Annotated in this window: 16 protein-coding genes; 7 read left to right on the top strand and 9 right to left on the bottom strand. The window is 42.4% G+C overall.

Annotated elements, in window-relative coordinates:
• The first annotated feature begins 155 nt into the window (after positions 1 to 155).
• Positions 156 to 1,529, top strand: coding sequence for an ABC1 kinase family protein (locus F909_RS05450; RefSeq protein ID WP_005152731.1), 1,374 nt, complete (start codon positions 156 to 158; stop codon positions 1,527 to 1,529).
• A 114-nt stretch (positions 1,530 to 1,643) separates the two neighbouring features.
• On the opposite strand, the gene pobA is transcribed toward F909_RS05450, so the two are convergent.
• Complete coding sequence (pobA, locus tag F909_RS05455) at positions 1,644 to 2,852, bottom strand: 4-hydroxybenzoate 3-monooxygenase (RefSeq protein WP_005152730.1); 1,209 nt, start codon at positions 2,850 to 2,852, stop codon at positions 1,644 to 1,646.
• 146 nt (positions 2,853 to 2,998) lie between these two features.
• On the opposite strand from pobA, the gene pobR reads away from it, so the two are divergent.
• The 6 genes from pobR to F909_RS05485 all read left to right on the top strand — a co-directional run bounded on the left by pobR (position 2,999) and on the right by F909_RS05485 (position 9,385).
• Entirely contained in the window at positions 2,999 to 3,805 is an 807-nt protein-coding gene (gene pobR, locus F909_RS05460) for an IclR family transcriptional regulator PobR (RefSeq protein WP_005152729.1), read from the top strand.
• 322 nt (positions 3,806 to 4,127) lie between these two features.
• Positions 4,128 to 5,558: a gamma-aminobutyraldehyde dehydrogenase gene (locus F909_RS05465; RefSeq protein ID WP_005152728.1), complete on the top strand. Its 1,431-nt coding sequence runs from the start codon at positions 4,128 to 4,130 to the stop codon at positions 5,556 to 5,558.
• A 28-nt stretch (positions 5,559 to 5,586) separates the two neighbouring features.
• Entirely contained in the window at positions 5,587 to 6,357 is a 771-nt protein-coding gene (locus F909_RS05470; protein ID WP_005152727.1) for a nuclear transport factor 2 family protein, read from the top strand.
• A gap of 56 nt (positions 6,358 to 6,413) precedes the next feature.
• Positions 6,414 to 7,133: a FadR/GntR family transcriptional regulator gene (locus F909_RS05475; RefSeq protein ID WP_005152726.1), complete on the top strand. Its 720-nt coding sequence runs from the start codon at positions 6,414 to 6,416 to the stop codon at positions 7,131 to 7,133.
• A 64-nt stretch (positions 7,134 to 7,197) separates the two neighbouring features.
• Entirely contained in the window at positions 7,198 to 7,905 is a 708-nt protein-coding gene (locus tag F909_RS05480) for a cache domain-containing protein (RefSeq protein WP_005152724.1), read from the top strand.
• Positions 7,906 to 8,053: 148 nt separating this feature from the next.
• Complete coding sequence (locus F909_RS05485; RefSeq protein WP_005152723.1) at positions 8,054 to 9,385, top strand: APC family permease; 1,332 nt, start codon at positions 8,054 to 8,056, stop codon at positions 9,383 to 9,385.
• Positions 9,386 to 9,807: 422 nt separating this feature from the next.
• On the opposite strand, the gene F909_RS05490 is transcribed toward F909_RS05485, so the two are convergent.
• The 8 genes from F909_RS05490 to paaE are packed head-to-tail and all read right to left on the bottom strand — an operon-like array spanning position 9,808 to position 18,157.
• Positions 9,808 to 10,407 (bottom strand): hypothetical protein, encoded by a 600-nt coding sequence (locus F909_RS05490; RefSeq protein WP_005152722.1) that lies wholly within the window; start codon positions 10,405 to 10,407, stop codon positions 9,808 to 9,810.
• Positions 10,388 to 11,353, bottom strand: a complete 966-nt coding sequence (gene paaX / locus F909_RS05495) for a phenylacetic acid degradation operon negative regulatory protein PaaX (RefSeq protein ID WP_005152721.1) — start codon at positions 11,351 to 11,353, stop codon at positions 10,388 to 10,390. Before paaX ends, F909_RS05490 begins: the two co-directional genes overlap by 20 nt.
• 60 nt (positions 11,354 to 11,413) lie before the next feature.
• Positions 11,414 to 12,703 (bottom strand): phenylacetate--CoA ligase PaaK, encoded by a 1,290-nt coding sequence (paaK, locus tag F909_RS05500; RefSeq protein WP_005152720.1) that lies wholly within the window; start codon positions 12,701 to 12,703, stop codon positions 11,414 to 11,416.
• Between the two features lie 52 nt (positions 12,704 to 12,755).
• Positions 12,756 to 13,967, bottom strand: coding sequence for a 3-oxoadipyl-CoA thiolase (gene pcaF, locus F909_RS05505; RefSeq protein ID WP_005152719.1), 1,212 nt, complete (start codon positions 13,965 to 13,967; stop codon positions 12,756 to 12,758).
• Positions 13,968 to 13,979: 12 nt separating this feature from the next.
• Positions 13,980 to 15,518 (bottom strand): 3-hydroxyacyl-CoA dehydrogenase, encoded by a 1,539-nt coding sequence (locus F909_RS05510; RefSeq protein ID WP_005152704.1) that lies wholly within the window; start codon positions 15,516 to 15,518, stop codon positions 13,980 to 13,982.
• A 2-nt stretch (positions 15,519 to 15,520) separates the two neighbouring features.
• Positions 15,521 to 16,312, bottom strand: coding sequence for a 2-(1,2-epoxy-1,2-dihydrophenyl)acetyl-CoA isomerase PaaG (gene paaG, locus F909_RS05515; RefSeq protein WP_005152701.1), 792 nt, complete (start codon positions 16,310 to 16,312; stop codon positions 15,521 to 15,523).
• Positions 16,312 to 17,085, bottom strand: a complete 774-nt coding sequence (locus F909_RS05520) for an enoyl-CoA hydratase-related protein (protein WP_032878195.1) — start codon at positions 17,083 to 17,085, stop codon at positions 16,312 to 16,314. The genes paaG and F909_RS05520 overlap by 1 nt, the downstream gene beginning before the upstream one ends.
• Before the next feature lie 10 nt (positions 17,086 to 17,095).
• The gene (gene paaE, locus F909_RS05525; RefSeq protein ID WP_005152697.1) at positions 17,096 to 18,157 is read right to left on the bottom strand and encodes a 1,2-phenylacetyl-CoA epoxidase subunit PaaE; all 1,062 of its coding nucleotides are present in this window, start codon (positions 18,155 to 18,157) and stop codon (positions 17,096 to 17,098) included.
• Between the last annotated feature and the right edge of the window lie 15 nt (positions 18,158 to 18,172).

Raw genomic sequence — 18,172 nt, 5'->3', positions numbered from 1 at the left:
TACTTAGGCTATTTCCATATCACGGCCCTTTTGCACAAATTTAGACTGATAATTCAAGAGATTGAACTATTTTAATACGTTCAAAAGCTGTAATATCCGCTACAATTAAAGTCTCGGCTTTTAACTCTCCAGTTTCAGCATAGGATTTTTCTTTCATGTCAGATCAGAACGATAAGCTTAAGAATCTAAAAACCTCATCGGTGGATCGTCGCTTATCTATTGCAAAAGCTTCTTTACTTGCTGGAACTCGTTGGGCGACTGCAAATGCCACTTCTCTTTTCTCAAGCGAAGAAGAAAAAGAGAAGAAACGTAAAAAAGCCATGGCTGAACAGGCACATTATTTAGTTTCTGAAATAGGGAAATTAAAAGGCTCAATCGTGAAGATTGGGCAAATGATGGCTCTCTATGGTGAACATTTTTTACCTGAAGAAATTACACAAGCCTTAAATACGCTCAATAATCAAACGGTTGCACTGGCTTGGCCTGCAATCAAAGCACATTTACAAGAACAGTTAGGTTCAAAATTAGATGAGCTTACCATTGATCATGAGCCAATCGGAACCGCTTCACTCGCTCAAGTGCATCGTGCCACACGTAAATCTGATGGTCTAGAGTTGGTACTTAAAATCCAATATCCTGGTGTTGCCGAAGCGATTGATTCAGACATGAATCTGTTCAAGAACATGCTGAAATTGACACGTATGGTGCCGCAAACTCGCGAATTTGATCAGTGGTTTGATGAAGTTCGAGAAATGATGCATCGTGAAGTTGATTACGGCATTGAAGCTGCGACTACACGTCGTTTTGCTGAACGTTTAAAAGATGATCCGCGTTATATCGTACCTCAGGTTGTTGATGAGTTCTGTGCTGAAAAAATACTGTGTATGACCTTTGAGCGCGGTGTTCCTGTGAATAGTCCCGTCATGCTTTCTCTTCCTCAAGAACGTCGTAACCAATTAGGTGAAGCTTCTTTAGAGATTGCAGTACGTGAGTTATTTGAATGGGGCGAAATGCAGACCGATCCGAACTTTGGGAATTACCTCGTTCGTTTAGGCGATGGTAATGACGTGAAAGACAAAATTGTTTTACTCGACTTTGGTGCGATTCGCCAGTTCGATAACAATTTACTGACTGTAGCGCGTAATCTGATTCAAGCAGGTTATGAGCATGACAAAAATGCAATGGTTAAAGCCATGACAGGCTATGAATTCTTCGATGGCATGCCTGAAAGTGTTAAACCTGGTATGGCGGATGTATTCCTGATTGCCACCGAAGCCTTTAGCTGCCCAAGCAATAATCCAGATATGCCTGTAGGTATTATGGATGAGCAAGACCGCTATGACTGGAAAAAAAGCCAATTACACAGCCGTGTCATGCAGCAGGCAGGACAATCCATGGCTTCTCGCTATTTTTCAGTTCCACCTAAAGAGTTCATGTTTATTAGCCGTAAATTCATTGGTGCTTATACCTTCATGACCGTGATTGATGCAAAAACCAATGTACGCAAAATGATTCCTCAATTTGCTTAATACAGCGATATTTTTAAATCTTTTAAAGGACCTGTCCAAGTCATTGTGCAGGTCTTTTTCATTTCAGTATGAAGCTACTTCATCAGTTAAAGTTTATCTAAAACAATACAAGACTTAAGCACAAGTTTCTGGCACTGGTTGAATTTCATAAGGTAAACCAACATAGTTTTCTGCCAATGTCGTCTTGCCCGCAGTCGAACCTAGAATGTAGCTTAGCTCAGCCTGTTTAATTTTATGCTCAAACTCCGTTTCGGTTTCAAAACGATGTAACAAGTGCGTCATCCACCAGGAAAAGCGTTCAGCCTTCCAAACTCGCTGTAAACATTTTTCCGAATATTCCTCAATACCTTGATCTGAACCTTCAACATAATATTGAATCAATGCACTTGATAGATAGGCAATATCTGACGCTGCTAAATTCAACCCTTTTGCGCCAGTAGGTGGCACAATATGGGCTGCGTCACCCGCTAAAAACATTTTCCCAAAGCGCATGGGTTCGGTCACAAAACTACGCAACGGTGCAATACTCTTTTCGATGGATACACCTGTGACTAAATGTTCTCGGCTTTCAGTATCTAAACGGCATTTCAATTCTTCCCAGAATCTATCATCTGACCAATCTTCAACCCGATCAGTCAATGGCACCTGTAAATAATAGCGGCTACGGGTTTCTGAACGCATGCTACACAATGCAAAACCGCGCTCAGACTGTACATAGATCAACTCATCTGCAACTGGTGGCACGTCAGCCAATATCCCCAGCCAGCCAAATGGATAGACTTTTTCAAAGGTTTTAATTTTATCTTTTGGAACACTGGCACGACAGATACCATGATAGCCATCGCAACCTGCAATAAAGTCACAGTGAATTCGAATCGCCTTGCCCTGATACTCAAAATGAACCTGAGGTCGTTCATAAAAATCTTTCACCTGCACATTTTCCGCTTCATAGAATGATGTGAGTTGTTCAGTCTTACGAGCAGCCATTAAATCTTTAGTGACTTCGGTCTGTCCATACACTGTGACTTGCTTTCCGCCTGTAAGCGCAGACAAATCAACGCGGTGCTTCTGACCATTGGTGAGTATCTCAATCCCTGAATGTGGTAACCCTTTCTCTTTTAAGTGTTGATCTACACCTGCCTGTTTGAGCAAATCCACCGAGACTTGCTCTAAAATTCCTGCACGAATACGCGAGGCTACATACTCAGCGCTGCGTTGCTCAATGATGATATGTTCAATACCTGCTTTATAGAGAAGTTGTCCCAACAATAATCCAGCAGGCCCTGCACCAATAATTGCAACTTGTGTTGTTAAAGTCTCCATGACTTCATCCTTGTACTGTCCTGACGTTTAAACTACTGCTTTTGTATTCTGTATACGATGTATCCAAGTTGAAAATATCCGTTTATCATTTAATCTGTCCGAATAGCGGACAAAAAATCAAAATAACTGTCAGGAAAGATCCCCCTATGGATACTTTTTTAGAGCACCCCAATTCACATGAGCGTATCCGTCAGGACGACTATATTGCAGGTTTAGCAAAAGGTCTGGCTTTACTTGAAGCCTTTGGAATTGATCGTCAGCGTCTGAATGTCACACAAGTGGCAGAGCGTACAGGGATTAGTCGAACCGCAGCAAGAAGGCATTTAAAAACCTTAAAATACTTAGGCTATTTGGAAACAGACGAGCACTATTTTTGGCTGACCCATCGGGTGTTACGGCTTTCAAGCTCTTATCTCAGTTCTGCTCATTTGCCTAAAATCGCCCAGTCTTTCCTGAATCTGCTGTGTGCCCAGACCACATTAACATTCTCTTTAGTGGTCTTAGATGATAATGAAGTTGTGCCCATCGCTCGAAGTTATCTTCCTCAACACGATAATTTGCGGGTGAGCCCCTATGGCATGCATTTAGGCAATCGCTTGCCTGCACATGCAACTTCGACAGGAAAGGTTTTATTGGCGGCACTCTCCGAACAAGCGCAGCATGAGTGGATCAAAAGCTATGGACTAAAACGGTTAACTCCTTTCACTATACTGGATGAGCCAACGTTTTTAGATGTATTAAAAACGATTTCCCGATCAGATTATTGTCTATCCAAGGAAGAACATGAACTCGGTGTGATTGCGATCGCAGTTCCTGTGCTGAATGCTCAGGGAAAAGCAATTGCTGCACTCAATTGCATGTCTCAAACCAATCGTGTACAGCAAGATTATTTGATTGATCAAATTTTACCGCTGCTACGCAACACAGCAAATGAACTACGTAATGTGATTTAAAAAGTAAGCTTTAAAATTATTATCGTCTTGCCCTCTTCATTTTTGCAGTTTCACTATACGAAATACGACCTAAAAAGCATTCATAAACAATTTAGGCATTTGATCGTAATTTTCTAAACATAACGGGACATTTTTCAAATTTAAAAAAGAAAAATGAATGAAACTATATTTAAATAGATATCAAATCCTTATGGACACTCAGCGTTTTTAAAAGCCAATTCCCCCAGTAAAGATGGTTCAAAATAATTTGACAGGAAATTTAAAACATAATACATATAGTTTTATATGTTATATTTTAAACCTAAAAGACAAGGAATGGACAATGTCTAAAATTCAACTGAAACACTTTATTAACGGCGAATATGTAGCGGCAAAAGGAAACGAATACTTTGACCTTGTAAGTCCTGTAACGGGGCAAATCTATGCAGAATCACCGAATGCAACGGAAGTCGAAGTAGATGCAGCGTATGCAGCAGCAAAACAAGCTTTTAAGATTTGGGGACGCAGCACACCGGCAGTTCGCCAAAAAGCCCTACTTGATTTAGCAGATGCCGTTGAAGCGAATGCTGATCGTTTAGTTGAGGCGCAAAGCCGTAATACTGGCCAACTTAAGCATCTGATTGCTTCTGAAGAAGTTGCTGTTTCTGCAAATCAAATTCGTTTCTTTGCTGGTGCTGCGCGTTTACTCAATGGTTCTGCTACAGGTGAATATCTAGATGGCTTAACCTCAAGTATCCGACGTGAACCTGTTGGCGTTGTCGGTCAGGTTACCCCATGGAATTATCCTTTGATGATGGCTGTCTGGAAAATCGCGCCTGCTTTGGCGGCTGGAAATACCGTCGTTTTAAAACCAAGTGATACAACACCTGAAAGTACCCTGCTTTTAGCAGAGATTGCCGCACCATTTTTCCCTAAAGGTGCTTTCAATGTCGTTTTAGGCCGTGCTGATGCTGGTTCTAAAGTGGTGTCACATAAGACACCTGCTCTGGTGTCTATTACAGGTTCAGTTCGTGCAGGTTTACAAGTTGCTGCTTCAGCTGCTGCCAACTTAGCCAAAGCACATCTTGAACTGGGCGGGAAAGCACCAGTCCTCGTATTTGCTGATGCAGATATTGATAAAGCAGTAGAAATGATTGCCTTGACTGGTTTCTTCAATGCAGGACAAGACTGTACCGCAGCGACACGTGTCATTGTAGAGGAATCTATTCATGATGCATTTCTAGCAAAACTGGTCACTGCTGCAAAAAAAACACGCTTTGGTGAGCCTGATGACCAAGATGCACTTTATGGTCCATTAAATAATGCCAATCAACTTAAAAATGTACAGACATTCATTGAAAAACTACCAGCCCATGCCAAAGTCGAAACTGGCGGCAAACATGCCAATCGTCCAGGTTTTTATTTTGAAGCAACTGTAATTAGCGGTTTACAGCAACAGGATGACGCCATTCAAAACGAAATTTTTGGCCCAGTGATCACGGTTCAAAAATTTACAGATGAAGACGATGCTGTTGAAAAAGCCAATGATATTGAATATGGCCTAGCTTCAAGTGTCTGGACAACCAACCATGCCCGCGCAACCCGTCTCTCTCGTGAACTAGATTTCGGTACAGTCTGGATCAATACACATATCCCTTTAGCGGCAGAAATGCCACACGGTGGTTTCAAAAAATCAGGATATGGAAAAGATTTATCTGGTTATGGATTCGAAGAATACACGCGCATCAAGCATGTCATGAGTTCAAATGAATAATAAAAACAGAAGCAAATAGGAGCATAGAATGGATACTCAGGAAGCCAAACGCTTTGTTAGCAAGGCTCATCATGTCTTGTTCAATTTACATGATCCCCGAGCTCTAGACCGTTATTTTTCTAAAGATTTTATTGAACATTCACCGTTAGTTGCAGATGGTCTGGCAGGTCTGCATCAACTGATCCAAGATTGCCCTCACATCCAGCATGAAGCAATTCGTGTACTGGCTGATGGCGATCTGGTGGCAATCCATGGTCGTTTTCATGGACTAGATGAAACGCCATTGGTTGGATTTGATATTTATCGTGTCAAAGACGACAAGATCGTTGAGCATTGGGATGGCTTAGTGACTGAAGCACAGCCGAATATCAGTGGACGTACCCAACTGGATGGCCCGACCCAGATTGATAACCATGCCGATCGTGAAGCAAACCGTAAAATCGTCCGAGATTTTTTTCAAAAGGCCTTGATTGACGGGGACTATGAAGCGTTCAGAACCTATACGGATGGCGATCATTTCCTACAACATAGTCCTGATATTGGTGACGGCGTAAATTCCGTGATTGATTTCCTGAACAAAATCCGTAATGAAGGACAAGGTTTGGTATACTCCAAAACGCACCGAAGCATTGCCGATGGACAGTTTGTACTGACCCATTCTGAAGGCAGTATTGCAGGAAACCGACACGCCTATTTTGAATTATGGCGTCTCGAAAATGGCAAAATTGCTGAACTCTGGGATGCTATACCTGCTGTTCCAGAAGATGAAAAGGCAATACACAATTTTGGCGTGTTTTAAGCCATGATCCGCATCATTAAGCGAAGTGATTAAACTTCGCTTTTAGAGAACTAGCTATGTCAGCATATACGATAATCTTTTCACCGATCACACAGTCAACCCGCTCAGAACAGGTAGTTGAACGTTTGGAGAATGCGATTATCTCAGGACTGCTTAAAAGTCAGGAACAGCTTCCAAATGAAGCTGACTTAGCGCGTTTAATGGGTGTTTCACCTATCACGGTGCGTGAAGCTTTAACCACTTTACGTGTCAAAGGTTTAATTGATACGCGACGTGGCCGCAATGGTGGCAGTTTTGTTTGTGAATTACCTGCTGATTTACGTTTAAGTCTGCATCCTTTGCGTCAGGCATCAACAGAGTATCTGGCAGATTTAGGCGAGTTCCATAGTGCGATTTTAAGTCATAGTGCATATCTGGCTTGTCAAAGAACAACCGACGCCGAACTTGAGAAAATTAGCACATTGATTGAACAATTTAATCAAGCTCGTGAAGCAGATATCCGTGCTCAGCTGGATTTACGTTGTTTACTCAGTTTGACTTCTGTTGCCCAATCTGCACGACTGGCAAATCAAGAACTGGCTTTACAGGCAGAATGGGCCCCACTTATTGCTGTTTTATACCAAGATGATAGATTTCATCAGGCTGTTATAAATCAATACCATAAAATTTTGTCATCATTGACTCAGGGAAATGGAGATGAAGCCATGCTACAAACGAGAAAAATTATTTCCATGCAAACCGATCAAATGCTGCAATACAAATTATCGATCAATTAAAAAAATAACCAAGGGATAATCAACGCATTGATTGCAAGAATATGGAATTTTAGGAGTTATAGGAATGACCCAACTTGCATATATAGAAGAGCTTCAACAGCTGCTTCAACACATAACCGATGAAACGACTTCTCTTGCAGAGATCCTCTCAGATAAAACCAGTCAGATTTTATCTAAGCATAAAACTGCAAAAACCAAAGACATCAAGCTTTCTACGTCAGAGCGTAAAGCACTGCAACATGAAATAAAAGCTGCGCTTCACCAAAGCCAGTATAGTCAAGGCATGGGGTTCGCCAGTTATAGTCCTGCAACCAGTACAGAGCAAGAATACTGGACACTGGAATGGTGGTATAAAAAGGAAAATCAATTACAACAGGCACAACTGGAGAACTATCAAAACGCGCAACGTTTTTTAGATTTCCGGACTTTTGAATGGTTCCAGCAACCTGCCAAAAATAAACAACCTGGTTTTTATGGTCCCTATGTCGATTATATCTGCAATGGTGCTTATACCATTACCATGGCTCACCCTGTGATGATTGGTGAGCAGTTTATCGGTGTGATTGCGATTGATGTTCTGGTCTCGGCATTAGAGAAAGTTCTGCTTCCAAAACTTAAAAACATCCAACAAAAAGCAGTCGTCACCAATAACACGGCTCGTGTCATTACCTCAAATGACATCAGTATCAGAACAGGCACTTTGTTGAAGAGTTTAACGAGCAAACACGCAAGTACTCTCACCAATCAGTCTTTAAGGTTGGTGGTGATTTAGCGTTATCTCGCTCTAAATTAAACGCTTAACCTTCTCTTTCTCATAAGTTTCTTCTTTTTGGCTTGTCAATATAAGCCAAGGGAGTTTTTTGCCTAAAAATTACAAGTTTTTCTGGATAGAAAAGCGCAATAAATCAGGTTGAAGGAATATGGAACAAGAATCTGTCTCTCTCAAAAAGCTTTCTTTATGGCAAGTCACCGTGATTGGTATTGCCTACATGACCCCAATGACCGTATTTGATACCTTTGGTATTGTTTCAGGAATTACCAACGGTCATGTCCCGCTGGCTTATTTATTGGCACTCACCACGATGCTATTAACTGCTTTTAGTTATGCACGATTTAGCAAACATTCTGAAAAAGCAGGTTCTGCCTATACCTACACCGCGGAAAGCATTGGCCCTAAAAGTGGTCTGTTCGTCGGTTGGTGTACCTTACTCGACTATTTATTATTGCCTTTAATTAACGTTCTACTTGCAGCTATTTATTTAACCGCACTGATCCCAAGTGTCCCCTACTGGTTTTGGGTCATTGTCTCTGCAGGTCTAGTGACTTTAGTGAATTGCTTCCGTATTCGTTTGCTCGCCAACATTAGCCTAATTTTTGTATTTGCCCCGATTATCCTGATGATTATTTTTGTGTATCTGGTAATTCAAGGCATTGGAAGCACACAAGGTTATGAATATGTACTGACCTTAAATCCTTTATGGACAGGCCCACAAGAGTTATTGCCGCTGGTTGCAGGCGCATCGGTACTGTGTTTTTCTTTTCTCGGTTTTGATGCAGTCACAACACTTTCAAACGAAACCCAAAATCCGACCAAGACGATTCCTTATGCGGTTCTCCTGACCACACTTTTTGGTGGCTTGATCTTTTTTACCGCATCTTGGTTTATTCAGTTGTATTATCCAAGCAATGTCCGTTTTCATCATCCGTCAGAAGCATTACCAGAAATCGTTCTGTATGTTGGTGGTGCTTTATTTCAGTCAATTTTCCTGTGCGGACAGATTATGAATACGGTGGCTTCTGGTCTTGCCTCACATGCCAGCGCCTCTCGCTTACTCTACATCATGGGCAAAGATAATATTTTCCCCAAAAAGTACTTTGGAACACTGCATAACACCTTAGGTACACCATTTTTCTCGGTGTTATTTGTTGGATTGATTTCATTAAGTGCTATTTTCTTAAACTTGGCGCAAGTGATCAGCTTAATTAGCTTTGGTGCTTTGGTTGCATTTACCGCTGTTAATTTTTCAGTCTTTGTCCGCTTTTATATCAAGGAAAAACAGCGTGCTGGATTTAGAAATAAATTTTTTAATCTTTTCTTACCACTACTTTCGGTCATTAGCATTGCTTGCCTATGGATCAATCTTGATTCATCAGCCTTAAAATTTGGCAGTTTCTGGCTAGCGATGGGCGTATTTCTATTTATTTACAAAATCCTCAGAAAACAAAAGATCCATTTAACCAATGCATATTGAGCAGGAATGTTTAATATGACGATTTCGACCTAAATCGTTAAATCATATGGATGACTGAAAAAAGTTACTGACTCACCCCGTAACTTTTTTGCTTAGATCCCATTCATATATGCACAACGTTTATCTATAAACACGCTCCTCTAAAATCATGAATCATACCGTTTGAAATAAGCTCAATATCTTCTAGACTTAATCCACTCAAATTAAGCACTACATCAGCAGAACTTTCGGCCTATGATTCTAAATCAAGAAAACTCTTTATAAACCATTAAAATAGGACAGTAATTTTTTATATTTAGGACATATCTTCGATATTTGATCTTTTATTATTGAATATTGTTTATACAGAGGGATGGATTATAATTTTTTAGCCTTATTACATTTAAAATAAAATGTCCATTATAAAAAAAGAGGCAGATTATTTATATGCTGGGTTTAATTTGGTGCTCTGACTGAAAATCCTGATAAGTCTTCCGTTCAGCAGATTCTTTTGCTAAAGGTACAACTTCCTTCATTGTGCTTAAACAACGCTGTGCCAACTGAATATATTCCTGCGTCCCTTTAATTTTCCAGTGTCTTTCTTTTTCCGAAAGTTCTCTGGCAACTTTTGCAGGACTGCCTAAAGCCAGAACATTGGCAGGAATATGATCTTTGGTTTTCACCAAGCTATTGGCACCAATAATGGTATTTTCACCAATTTCCGCATAATCCAGAATAACACTGTTCATGCCAATCAAGACATTTTTACCGATACGACAACCATGCAATGTTGCCGCATGACCAATATGTCCCATTTCCTCAACTAGTGTGACACTTTGCGGAAAACCGTGAATGATACAGTTGTCCTGTACATTGGCATTTTCCTTGATATGAATACGACCAAAATCAGCCCGTAATGAAGCAAAAGGACCAATATAAACCCCTGCCTCGATAACCACATCACCAATTAAAACGGCAGTAGGATGAACAAATGCACTAGGATGAACTACTGGAATCACACCATCAATACTGTAACAAGGCATCACTCATTCTCTCAGTGTTTTGATTCAAGCCGCCAAAGCGACGCCAAAAATGTGCAGTTGCATTTGGCATAGGCCCTTCGGATGTGGCAGCAACTGACAGGAAATAGTCATCCGCGGCCTCAAAGACTTTCTTATAAATATTCATGGATAAAGTACGGGCATTGATTGCAGGCCAATCTGCTGACAACAACTCTAATGGCAAAGCAGGATCTTTAAGCAAGATCCGACGATAATAATGAATCAGTAAAGTACGAATCTGAAAAGCTTGAACTGGTTCGATGCTCTCATCTTCCTGCATCAGAATTGCTCCGATTTCCCGAAACATATCCAGAAATTGCAGGTAACGTTGACGCAACTCATCAATCGGCCAGTTGGTCTCTAACATACGACTAATGGTATCGGTCGAGTTATTAAAGAGCTGCAAGGTCTCTGCCTTAAACACCACCACCTGTTCACTCATGTTGAGATCAACCAGTAACTTTTGCAATTGCAGTCGATTAGATCCCGGATAAGCCATCAGATTGGTCGAGATATTGGCAAAGCCCAGCCACTCCAGTTCTTTTTTCAAAAATGCTTTATTGTCCGTATCCAGGCTCGACATCAGAATTAGATCCCAAGAATGATCCCATTCTTTCATCTGATCATTATAAATCCGTTGCTCAGCCTGCAAATACTTGGATCGACTAGCATCGGTAATACGATAAAAACTGGTTCTGCCAATCTTGTCTGAATCTAGCCAGTCATTTTTCACCAAGCGAAACACGGAAGTCCGTACAGCGCGATCATTAAAATCAAACAGCTCCAGCAACTGAATCAAGCTGGCAAGACTAATATTACCGCCACGATGCAGCACCGAATCACCAAAAATGGTTGAAATGAGCGATGTACCGCTTAAGGTCTCATTCTGAATAATCGAATCAATAATTTGCTGTAGCTTTGCACTCATACTTTTATCTTGGCGTTTAAGATTCAGGATATAGATTCTATACCCTGAACGATCATAATGTTAAGCAATCTGGCGCATATCAATCACGCGTTTTGCTTTCCCCTCAGAGCGCGGTAAAGTCAGTTCATTCACCACTTCTACCGTTACTGAAATCCCGATCATGGTTTTAATGCGCTGCATCAACTGCTGAGCCAGTTGCTGCGCCTGCTTATCACAGTTATGGCACATTTCGGTCCGGATATGCAAAGTATCCATGTGACCTTTTTTCGCCACCAGAATTTCATAATTCGGCACCAAACTTGGAACCTGTAAAATCTGTTCTTCGATCTGGGTCGGGAAAACGTTCACACCACGAATAATCAGCATATCATCACTACGCCCTACGATCTTGTCCATACGGCGCATAGCAAGCTTCTGGCCCACCAATAAACGGGTTAAATCACGGGTACGATAACGGATGATGGGCAAACCTTCTTTGGTGATAGTGGTGAACACCAGTTCGCCCAGCTCACCGTCCTTGCACACTTCACCAGTTTCAGGATTAATAATTTCAGGATAGAAATGATCTTCCCAAATGGTTAATCCATCACCTTCATTGAGGCATTGCATGGCAACGCCAGGGCCCATAATTTCAGATAAACCATAAATATCCAGTGCTTTGATATTTAGGCGCTCTTCGATCTCACGGCGCAACTCTTTCGACCACGGCTCTGCACCAAAAATACCGACTTTTAGAGAAGTATTCCGTGCACTGCCCAACTGTTGCTCGAGTTTTTCAATAATGCTGACACAATACGATGGTGTTACCATAATTGCCGTGGGTTTAAAGTCCTGAATCAGTTGCACCTGTTTCTCAGTCTGACCGCCTGACATCGGAATCACGGTGGCGCCTAAACGTTCAGCACCATAATGCGCACCTAAACCGCCAGTAAACAGGCCATAACCATACGCCACCTGAATCATATCTTTGGCACTCAAGCCTGCCATACGCAAGCAACGCGCAACAATATCCGACCAAGTATTGATGTCTTTTTGGGTATAGCCAACGACGGTTGGTTTACCTGTGGTACCAGACGAGGCATGTAAACGAACAATCTGCTCTTGCGGAACGGCAAACATGCCAAACGGATAGTTGTCGCGTAAATCCTGTTTGGTGGTAAATGGAAATTTAGCCAGATCATCCAGTGTGACGAAATCATCTGGATGCACACCTGCATCATCAAACTTTTTCTTATACACAGGACTATTGGCGTAAACATTATTCAATGTTTCTTTTAACCGTTTGGTTTGAAGCGCTCGTAACTCCGCAAGCGTCATTTTTTCTACGTCTTCTGTGATGAGGCTATCCACTGCCGTCTCTCCTATTTCGTTATATTATTCGAACCGTTTCATTGCAATTAAATTAAGCTATATTTTCTAAAATCAGGGCGACACCTTGTCCAACACCGACACACATGGTGCAAAGTGCATACTTCCCTTGGCGTCTTTTCAATTCTCTGGTGGCGGTAATCACCAAACGCGTACCACTCATGCCGAGAGGATGACCCAAGGCAATTGCACCACCATTGGGGTTTACACGCGTATCATCATCCTTGAGACCTAACTCACGCATACAAGCCAGTGACTGTGCCGCAAAAGCTTCGTTCAGTTCAATCACATCCATTTGTTCTAAACTGAGTCCCGTTTGTTTCAATAATTTTTGTACCGCTGGTACTGGGCCGATGCCCATATATTTCGGTTCCACCCCTGCACTGGCAATCGCCACCACACGAGCCAAAGGTTTTAAACCATGTGTATCTGCAAACTGGCGGTTCGTGAGCAAAACACACGCCGAGCCATCGTTTACACCTGATGCATTGCCTGCTGTAACTGAACCACCTTCTTTACGGAATGGTGCTTTTAATTTTGCCAAACTGTCCAGACTCGTATCTGCACGAGGATGCTCGTCTTGGGCAAACATTGTGATGTTCTTTTTGCGATCTACCAGTTCAACTGGCAAAATTTCTTCATCAAAAAAACCTGCCTGTTGTGCCGTAGCCACTTTTTGTTGACTACGAATTGCAAAGGCATCTTGATCCTGTCGGCTGATTTGATATTTTTCAGCTACATGTTCAGCCGTTTCTGGCATGCTATCTGTACCATATTGTGCTTTCATCTTTTTATTGATGAAACGCCAGCCAATGGTCGTATCAAAAATTTCAGGACTACGCCCAAAAGCTTCAGTTTGCTTGGCTTGTACAAAAGGTGCACGGCTCATGGACTCGACACCACCCGCCAGTACAAACTGTGATTCACCTGATTTAATCGAACGTGCTGCCAAGCCTACCGCATCCAGTCCTGAAGCACAAAGCCGATTCACGGTCATTGCAGGAACCGCTTCTGGTAGTCCTGCCAATAAGGTTGCCATACGTGCCACATTACGATTGTCTTCGCCCGCCTGATTGGCACAACCTAAAAATACTTCATCTAAATCCTGCCACGGTAAATGTGCGTGTTTTTCTTTTAAATGCTTGATAGGCAATGCAGCAAGATCATCAGTACGTACTGAACTCAATGAACCCGCATAACGACCAATCGGGGTACGAATAAAATCACAAATAAAAACGTCTTCCATGATCACTCCTGCTTATGCAAATGCGGTTAAATCTTTTGAATCGTTGGCTGTTAGGCTTTGCTGCTGTGCCACGTATTGTTTGAGATAAAGACTTGCACGATATTTTTCTTCGCCATAAATGGCATATAAATTATTGAGGGTTTGCAGCACATACTGCGCACCCAATTGCATCATCCATTGATACGGCCCCTTAGGATAATTGACACCATATCTCATGGCATTATCAATATCTTCCATACTGGTAATCCCGTGAAGACTGGCTTCACAGGCTTCATTGATCAGCAAGACAAGGGTACGTAAAGTTAATAATGCAGGATGGTCTGTAATCCAGATCACATGCATCTGATATTGAGCAAAAAATGCCTCAACTTTTGCCAGATCATCGGCTTGACACAATTGATTGTGGCTCAGCACTACGGCTTGCGCCTTAGAAAAATCATGATGCCAATCCATCAATACCGTTTTACGGCTTTGGTAATTCAGGTTGGCAGATTCACCCTGACTTAACCGTAGATCAATATCATCCATCTGAATGATATTTTCTTCATTTTCAGTCCCACCATTCAGCGCTAAACGTGTGAGTAGCGTTGGTAGCTGAGACCATACGCCTTTGACCTGAACCTTTGCTTGAAAGGCTGCCGCTGTAATGGCTTGGGGTTGAAAAGTCGAATACTGATTTTTTTCATCGTAGTGATAGAAACCTTGCTTTGACTTACGTCCCCATGCGCCTGCATCGACGAGCTCTTTTTGTACCAGACTCGGACGATAACGCGGCTCATAAAAGAAGGCTTCATAAACACTTTGGGTTACAGAAAAATTCACATCCTGCCCAATCAAATCGGTGAGTTCACACGGCCCCATCGCAAAACCACCACACTGCTTTAAGGCATAGTCTAACTGATCATAAGTTGTGACCTGTTCTTGTAAGGCACGAAATGCTTCTGCGTAAAATGGACGGGCAATGCGGTTCACGATAAAACCAGGTGTAGACTTGGTCAAAACTGGGATTTTTTTCCACGCCAACATCAAGGCTTTTAACGCCTGACATAGGCCAACTGGCGTTTTTAAACCTTGTACAATCTCGACTAGTTTCATCACTGGCGCAGGATTGAAAAAATGTAAGCCCACGACACGTTCAGGTTGTGGAATCCCAGCCGCAATCGCAGTCACTGAAATTGAAGATGTATTAGTGGCAAAAATAGTATGTTCGCTACAAATAGCGGCAAGCTGTTGAAATAAAGACTGCTTCACTGGCAGTTTTTCAACCACAGCCTCGATCACCAAATTCACATCAGCTAAATCTTCTATACCATCAGCAATGCTTAAACGTGAACATGCCAGTTGAGCCTGTTCATCCGTTATCTTGCCTTTTTCAACCAGTTTGGCAAAGGTTTTGTGCAATCCATCAATCGCCTGCTGGATCTTTTCACGATCAAGATCGTAGAGAACAGTTGAATGACCATTCATAATAGCCAATTGGGCGATCCCGATACCCATGGTTCCAGAGCCAATGACGGCGATGCTGGCATCAGATAAATCCAGATGAGTCATGCTTAAAGCCCCTGAAAGTTTGGCTCACGCTTATTCATAAAAGCTTGTACGCCTTCACGATAATCTTCTGAACGACCCGCAATACGCTGTAGGTCTCGTTCCAGATGCATTTGCTCCTCAAAGCTATGATTACGAGATTGATGGATGGCTTTTTTAATCAATGAAAGACCAAAAGTCGGCTGTTTGGCGAGACGTTCAGCCAACTCAGTGACTTTTGTTTTTAATTCTGCATCTTCAGCAACATCCCAGATCATGCCCCATTCTTTGGCAGTTTCAGCAGGTAATTTATCACCGAGTAAAGTCAGGCCCATGGCACGTGCGTGACCGACTGCGCGTGGCAGGAACCATGTTCCACCTGAATCAGGTACCAGACCTAAACGGCAGAACGCCTGTACAAAGTTGGCAGATTTAGCTGCAATGACTAGATCACACGCCAAAGCGATATTTGCACCTGCACCTGCCGCCACGCCATTCACCGCACAGATGACAGGTTTTGGCATATTCACAATGGTTCTAATCAACGGGTTATAGTAAGTTTCAATCGAATACCCTAAATCAGGTGCAGCGGCATTCGGATCAACCACTCGATCGCCTAAGTCTTGCCCTGCACAAAAGCCACGACCTTCACCACTGATCACGATGCAGCGAACGTCCTGTTTTTTTGCCCAAAGATTCAAGACTTCTAACACCTCACGGTGCATGTCTACGTTAAAGCTATTCAATGCTTGTGGACGATTGAAGCTTAGATAACCCACACCATTTTTTTCTTCAACAATAATATTTTTATAGTCCATCACTCACCTCTAAAGATTGGTTTTCTTTTTTCAAAAAATGCGCTAATACCTTCATTCCGATCCTTGGTTGCTGCCAACCAGACAAAGTTTTGTCGCTCGGATTTCAGTCCCTGACTTAATGTTGTCTCATGAATACTTTTGATCGATTGCTTGATTACCCGAATCGCTAAAGGCGCTTGTTTGGCAATCTTACTTGCCAATTGAATGGCATATTCCACCGTGAGTGCGACGGGTACCACCTCGCTACAGATGCCATGCTGCTGTGCTTGCTTGGCGGAGATCATTTCACCCATCATTGCCCAACGCATGGTCAGTTGCTGACCGACCAAACGTGCTAAACGTTGTGTACCACCTGCACCTGGTAACATTCCTAAACCAATCTCAGGCAGAGCAAATTTGGTATTGTCACCACAAATCACGATATCCGAATGTAGAACCAGTTCAAATCCAGCACCTAAGGCATAACCATTCACTGCTGCGATGATGGGCTTAGTAAACGCATCGATCTTCTGCCATAACGTTGGACGAATATCGAGTTGTAAGGACACCGCATCCATTGCCGCCAATTCGCTCAGATCTGCACCCGCAGCAAAGCAATTGTGATTGCCCGTTAACACAACCACTTTTACTTGAGGATCGTGTTCAGCCTGTTCCAGCAAATCACATAAACACTGTAAAGTGGCGTTGTTCAAAGCATTACGTTTTTCTGGACGGTTTAAGCTCAGCAGCATGACACCCTCAAGCGGTGTTTCAACCTGAATCAATGTTTGCATCACTGTTTCTCTACTCATCAAAGCTCAAAAGCACATTCACACCTTTGGGTAAAGTCTGGCAGCTCAGTACATAGCCTTTTTCCACCTCATCGTCTTCAAGGCTATAATTCAGGAACATATCCACTTCACCTGAAAGTACCTTGCAGCGACAGGTGGCACATACGCCACCTTTACAGGCATAAGGCAAATCTGCACCTGCACGTAATGCAGCATCGAGAATACTTTCATCCTCTTGTCCAACTGCAACAATCAGCTCTCGTCCGTCGAGCACGATGTTGACTTTTTCTTCCTTACGATGGGCATCGGCTTCCGCTGGACGTTTACGGATATGACCTGTATTAAAACGTTCGGTATGAATGCGCTCTTTCGTAATCCCCAAATCAGGTAACAGGCTTTCGACGGTATCCATCATTTCATCAGGGCCACAGGCAAACACATGATCAAAGTCTGACTCTAATACGCCATGTTCAAATAACTGCTTGAGCTTCTTTTCATCAATACGACCATTCAGCAGCTCACTGTCGTTGAACTCCCGCGAAAAGATATTGATGAGCTGGAAACGTTCTTTAAACTGGTCTTTCAAATCCATAATCTGCTCGGAAAACATGGTCTGTTTCCACGAACGATTGCCATATAACAAGGTAAAATTTGCCGAATCTTGCTCAAATAAGACCTGTTTAATGATGGAAAGAATTGGGGTAATTCCACTGCCCGCAGCAACCCCTAAATAGGCTTGACCGCCGGTACGTGCTGCTTTCTGGAAAAACACACCTTGTGGTGGCATGACTTCCAGTACATCACCTACTTTTAAATGCTCATTGACCCAGTTGGAAAATTGGCCCTGCTCAATCTTTTTGACTGCAATACTGATGTCTTCTTTTGGCGCATAACTACAGATTGAATAGCAACGGCGAATTTCCCCAGCTTCGGTTAAATGGCGAATAGTGAGATGCTGCCCTGGCTGAAATTGAAACTGTTGCTGTTGTTCTGCGCCCAGATCAAAGGCAATGCAAATCGCCTGATCCGTCTGTGGTGTAATTGTTTTTACTTTTAATGGAATAAATTGGCTCATGGCTAATTTCCTTAT

It is taken from the genome of Acinetobacter sp. ANC 3929, assembly GCF_000369405.1.
Classification (GTDB): domain Bacteria; phylum Pseudomonadota; class Gammaproteobacteria; order Pseudomonadales; family Moraxellaceae; genus Acinetobacter.
Note: the sequence above shows the minus strand (reverse complement) of the source record. Positions and strands in the feature narration are given on the sequence as shown.

Coding starts and splice junctions, on each gene's coding strand:
- F909_RS05450 (WP_005152731.1), top strand. CDS start 156: ATGTCAGATCAGAACGATAAGCTTAAGAATCTAAAAACCTCATCGGTG.
- paaE (WP_005152697.1), bottom strand. CDS start 18,157: ATGAGCCAATTTATTCCATTAAAAGTAAAAACAATTACACCACAGACG.
- pobR (WP_005152729.1), top strand. CDS start 2,999: ATGGATACTTTTTTAGAGCACCCCAATTCACATGAGCGTATCCGTCAG.
- pcaF (WP_005152719.1), bottom strand. CDS start 13,967: ATGGAAGACGTTTTTATTTGTGATTTTATTCGTACCCCGATTGGTCGT.
- F909_RS05490 (WP_005152722.1), bottom strand. CDS start 10,407: ATGCCTTGTTACAGTATTGATGGTGTGATTCCAGTAGTTCATCCTAGT.
- F909_RS05470 (WP_005152727.1), top strand. CDS start 5,587: ATGGATACTCAGGAAGCCAAACGCTTTGTTAGCAAGGCTCATCATGTC.
- F909_RS05485 (WP_005152723.1), top strand. CDS start 8,054: ATGGAACAAGAATCTGTCTCTCTCAAAAAGCTTTCTTTATGGCAAGTC.
- pobA (WP_005152730.1), bottom strand. CDS start 2,852: ATGGAGACTTTAACAACACAAGTTGCAATTATTGGTGCAGGGCCTGCT.
- F909_RS05475 (WP_005152726.1), top strand. CDS start 6,414: ATGTCAGCATATACGATAATCTTTTCACCGATCACACAGTCAACCCGC.
- F909_RS05520 (WP_032878195.1), bottom strand. CDS start 17,085: ATGCAAACATTGATTCAGGTTGAAACACCGCTTGAGGGTGTCATGCTG.
- F909_RS05465 (WP_005152728.1), top strand. CDS start 4,128: ATGTCTAAAATTCAACTGAAACACTTTATTAACGGCGAATATGTAGCG.
- F909_RS05480 (WP_005152724.1), top strand. CDS start 7,198: ATGACCCAACTTGCATATATAGAAGAGCTTCAACAGCTGCTTCAACAC.
- F909_RS05510 (WP_005152704.1), bottom strand. CDS start 15,518: ATGACTCATCTGGATTTATCTGATGCCAGCATCGCCGTCATTGGCTCT.
- paaG (WP_005152701.1), bottom strand. CDS start 16,312: ATGGACTATAAAAATATTATTGTTGAAGAAAAAAATGGTGTGGGTTAT.
- paaX (WP_005152721.1), bottom strand. CDS start 11,353: ATGAGTGCAAAGCTACAGCAAATTATTGATTCGATTATTCAGAATGAG.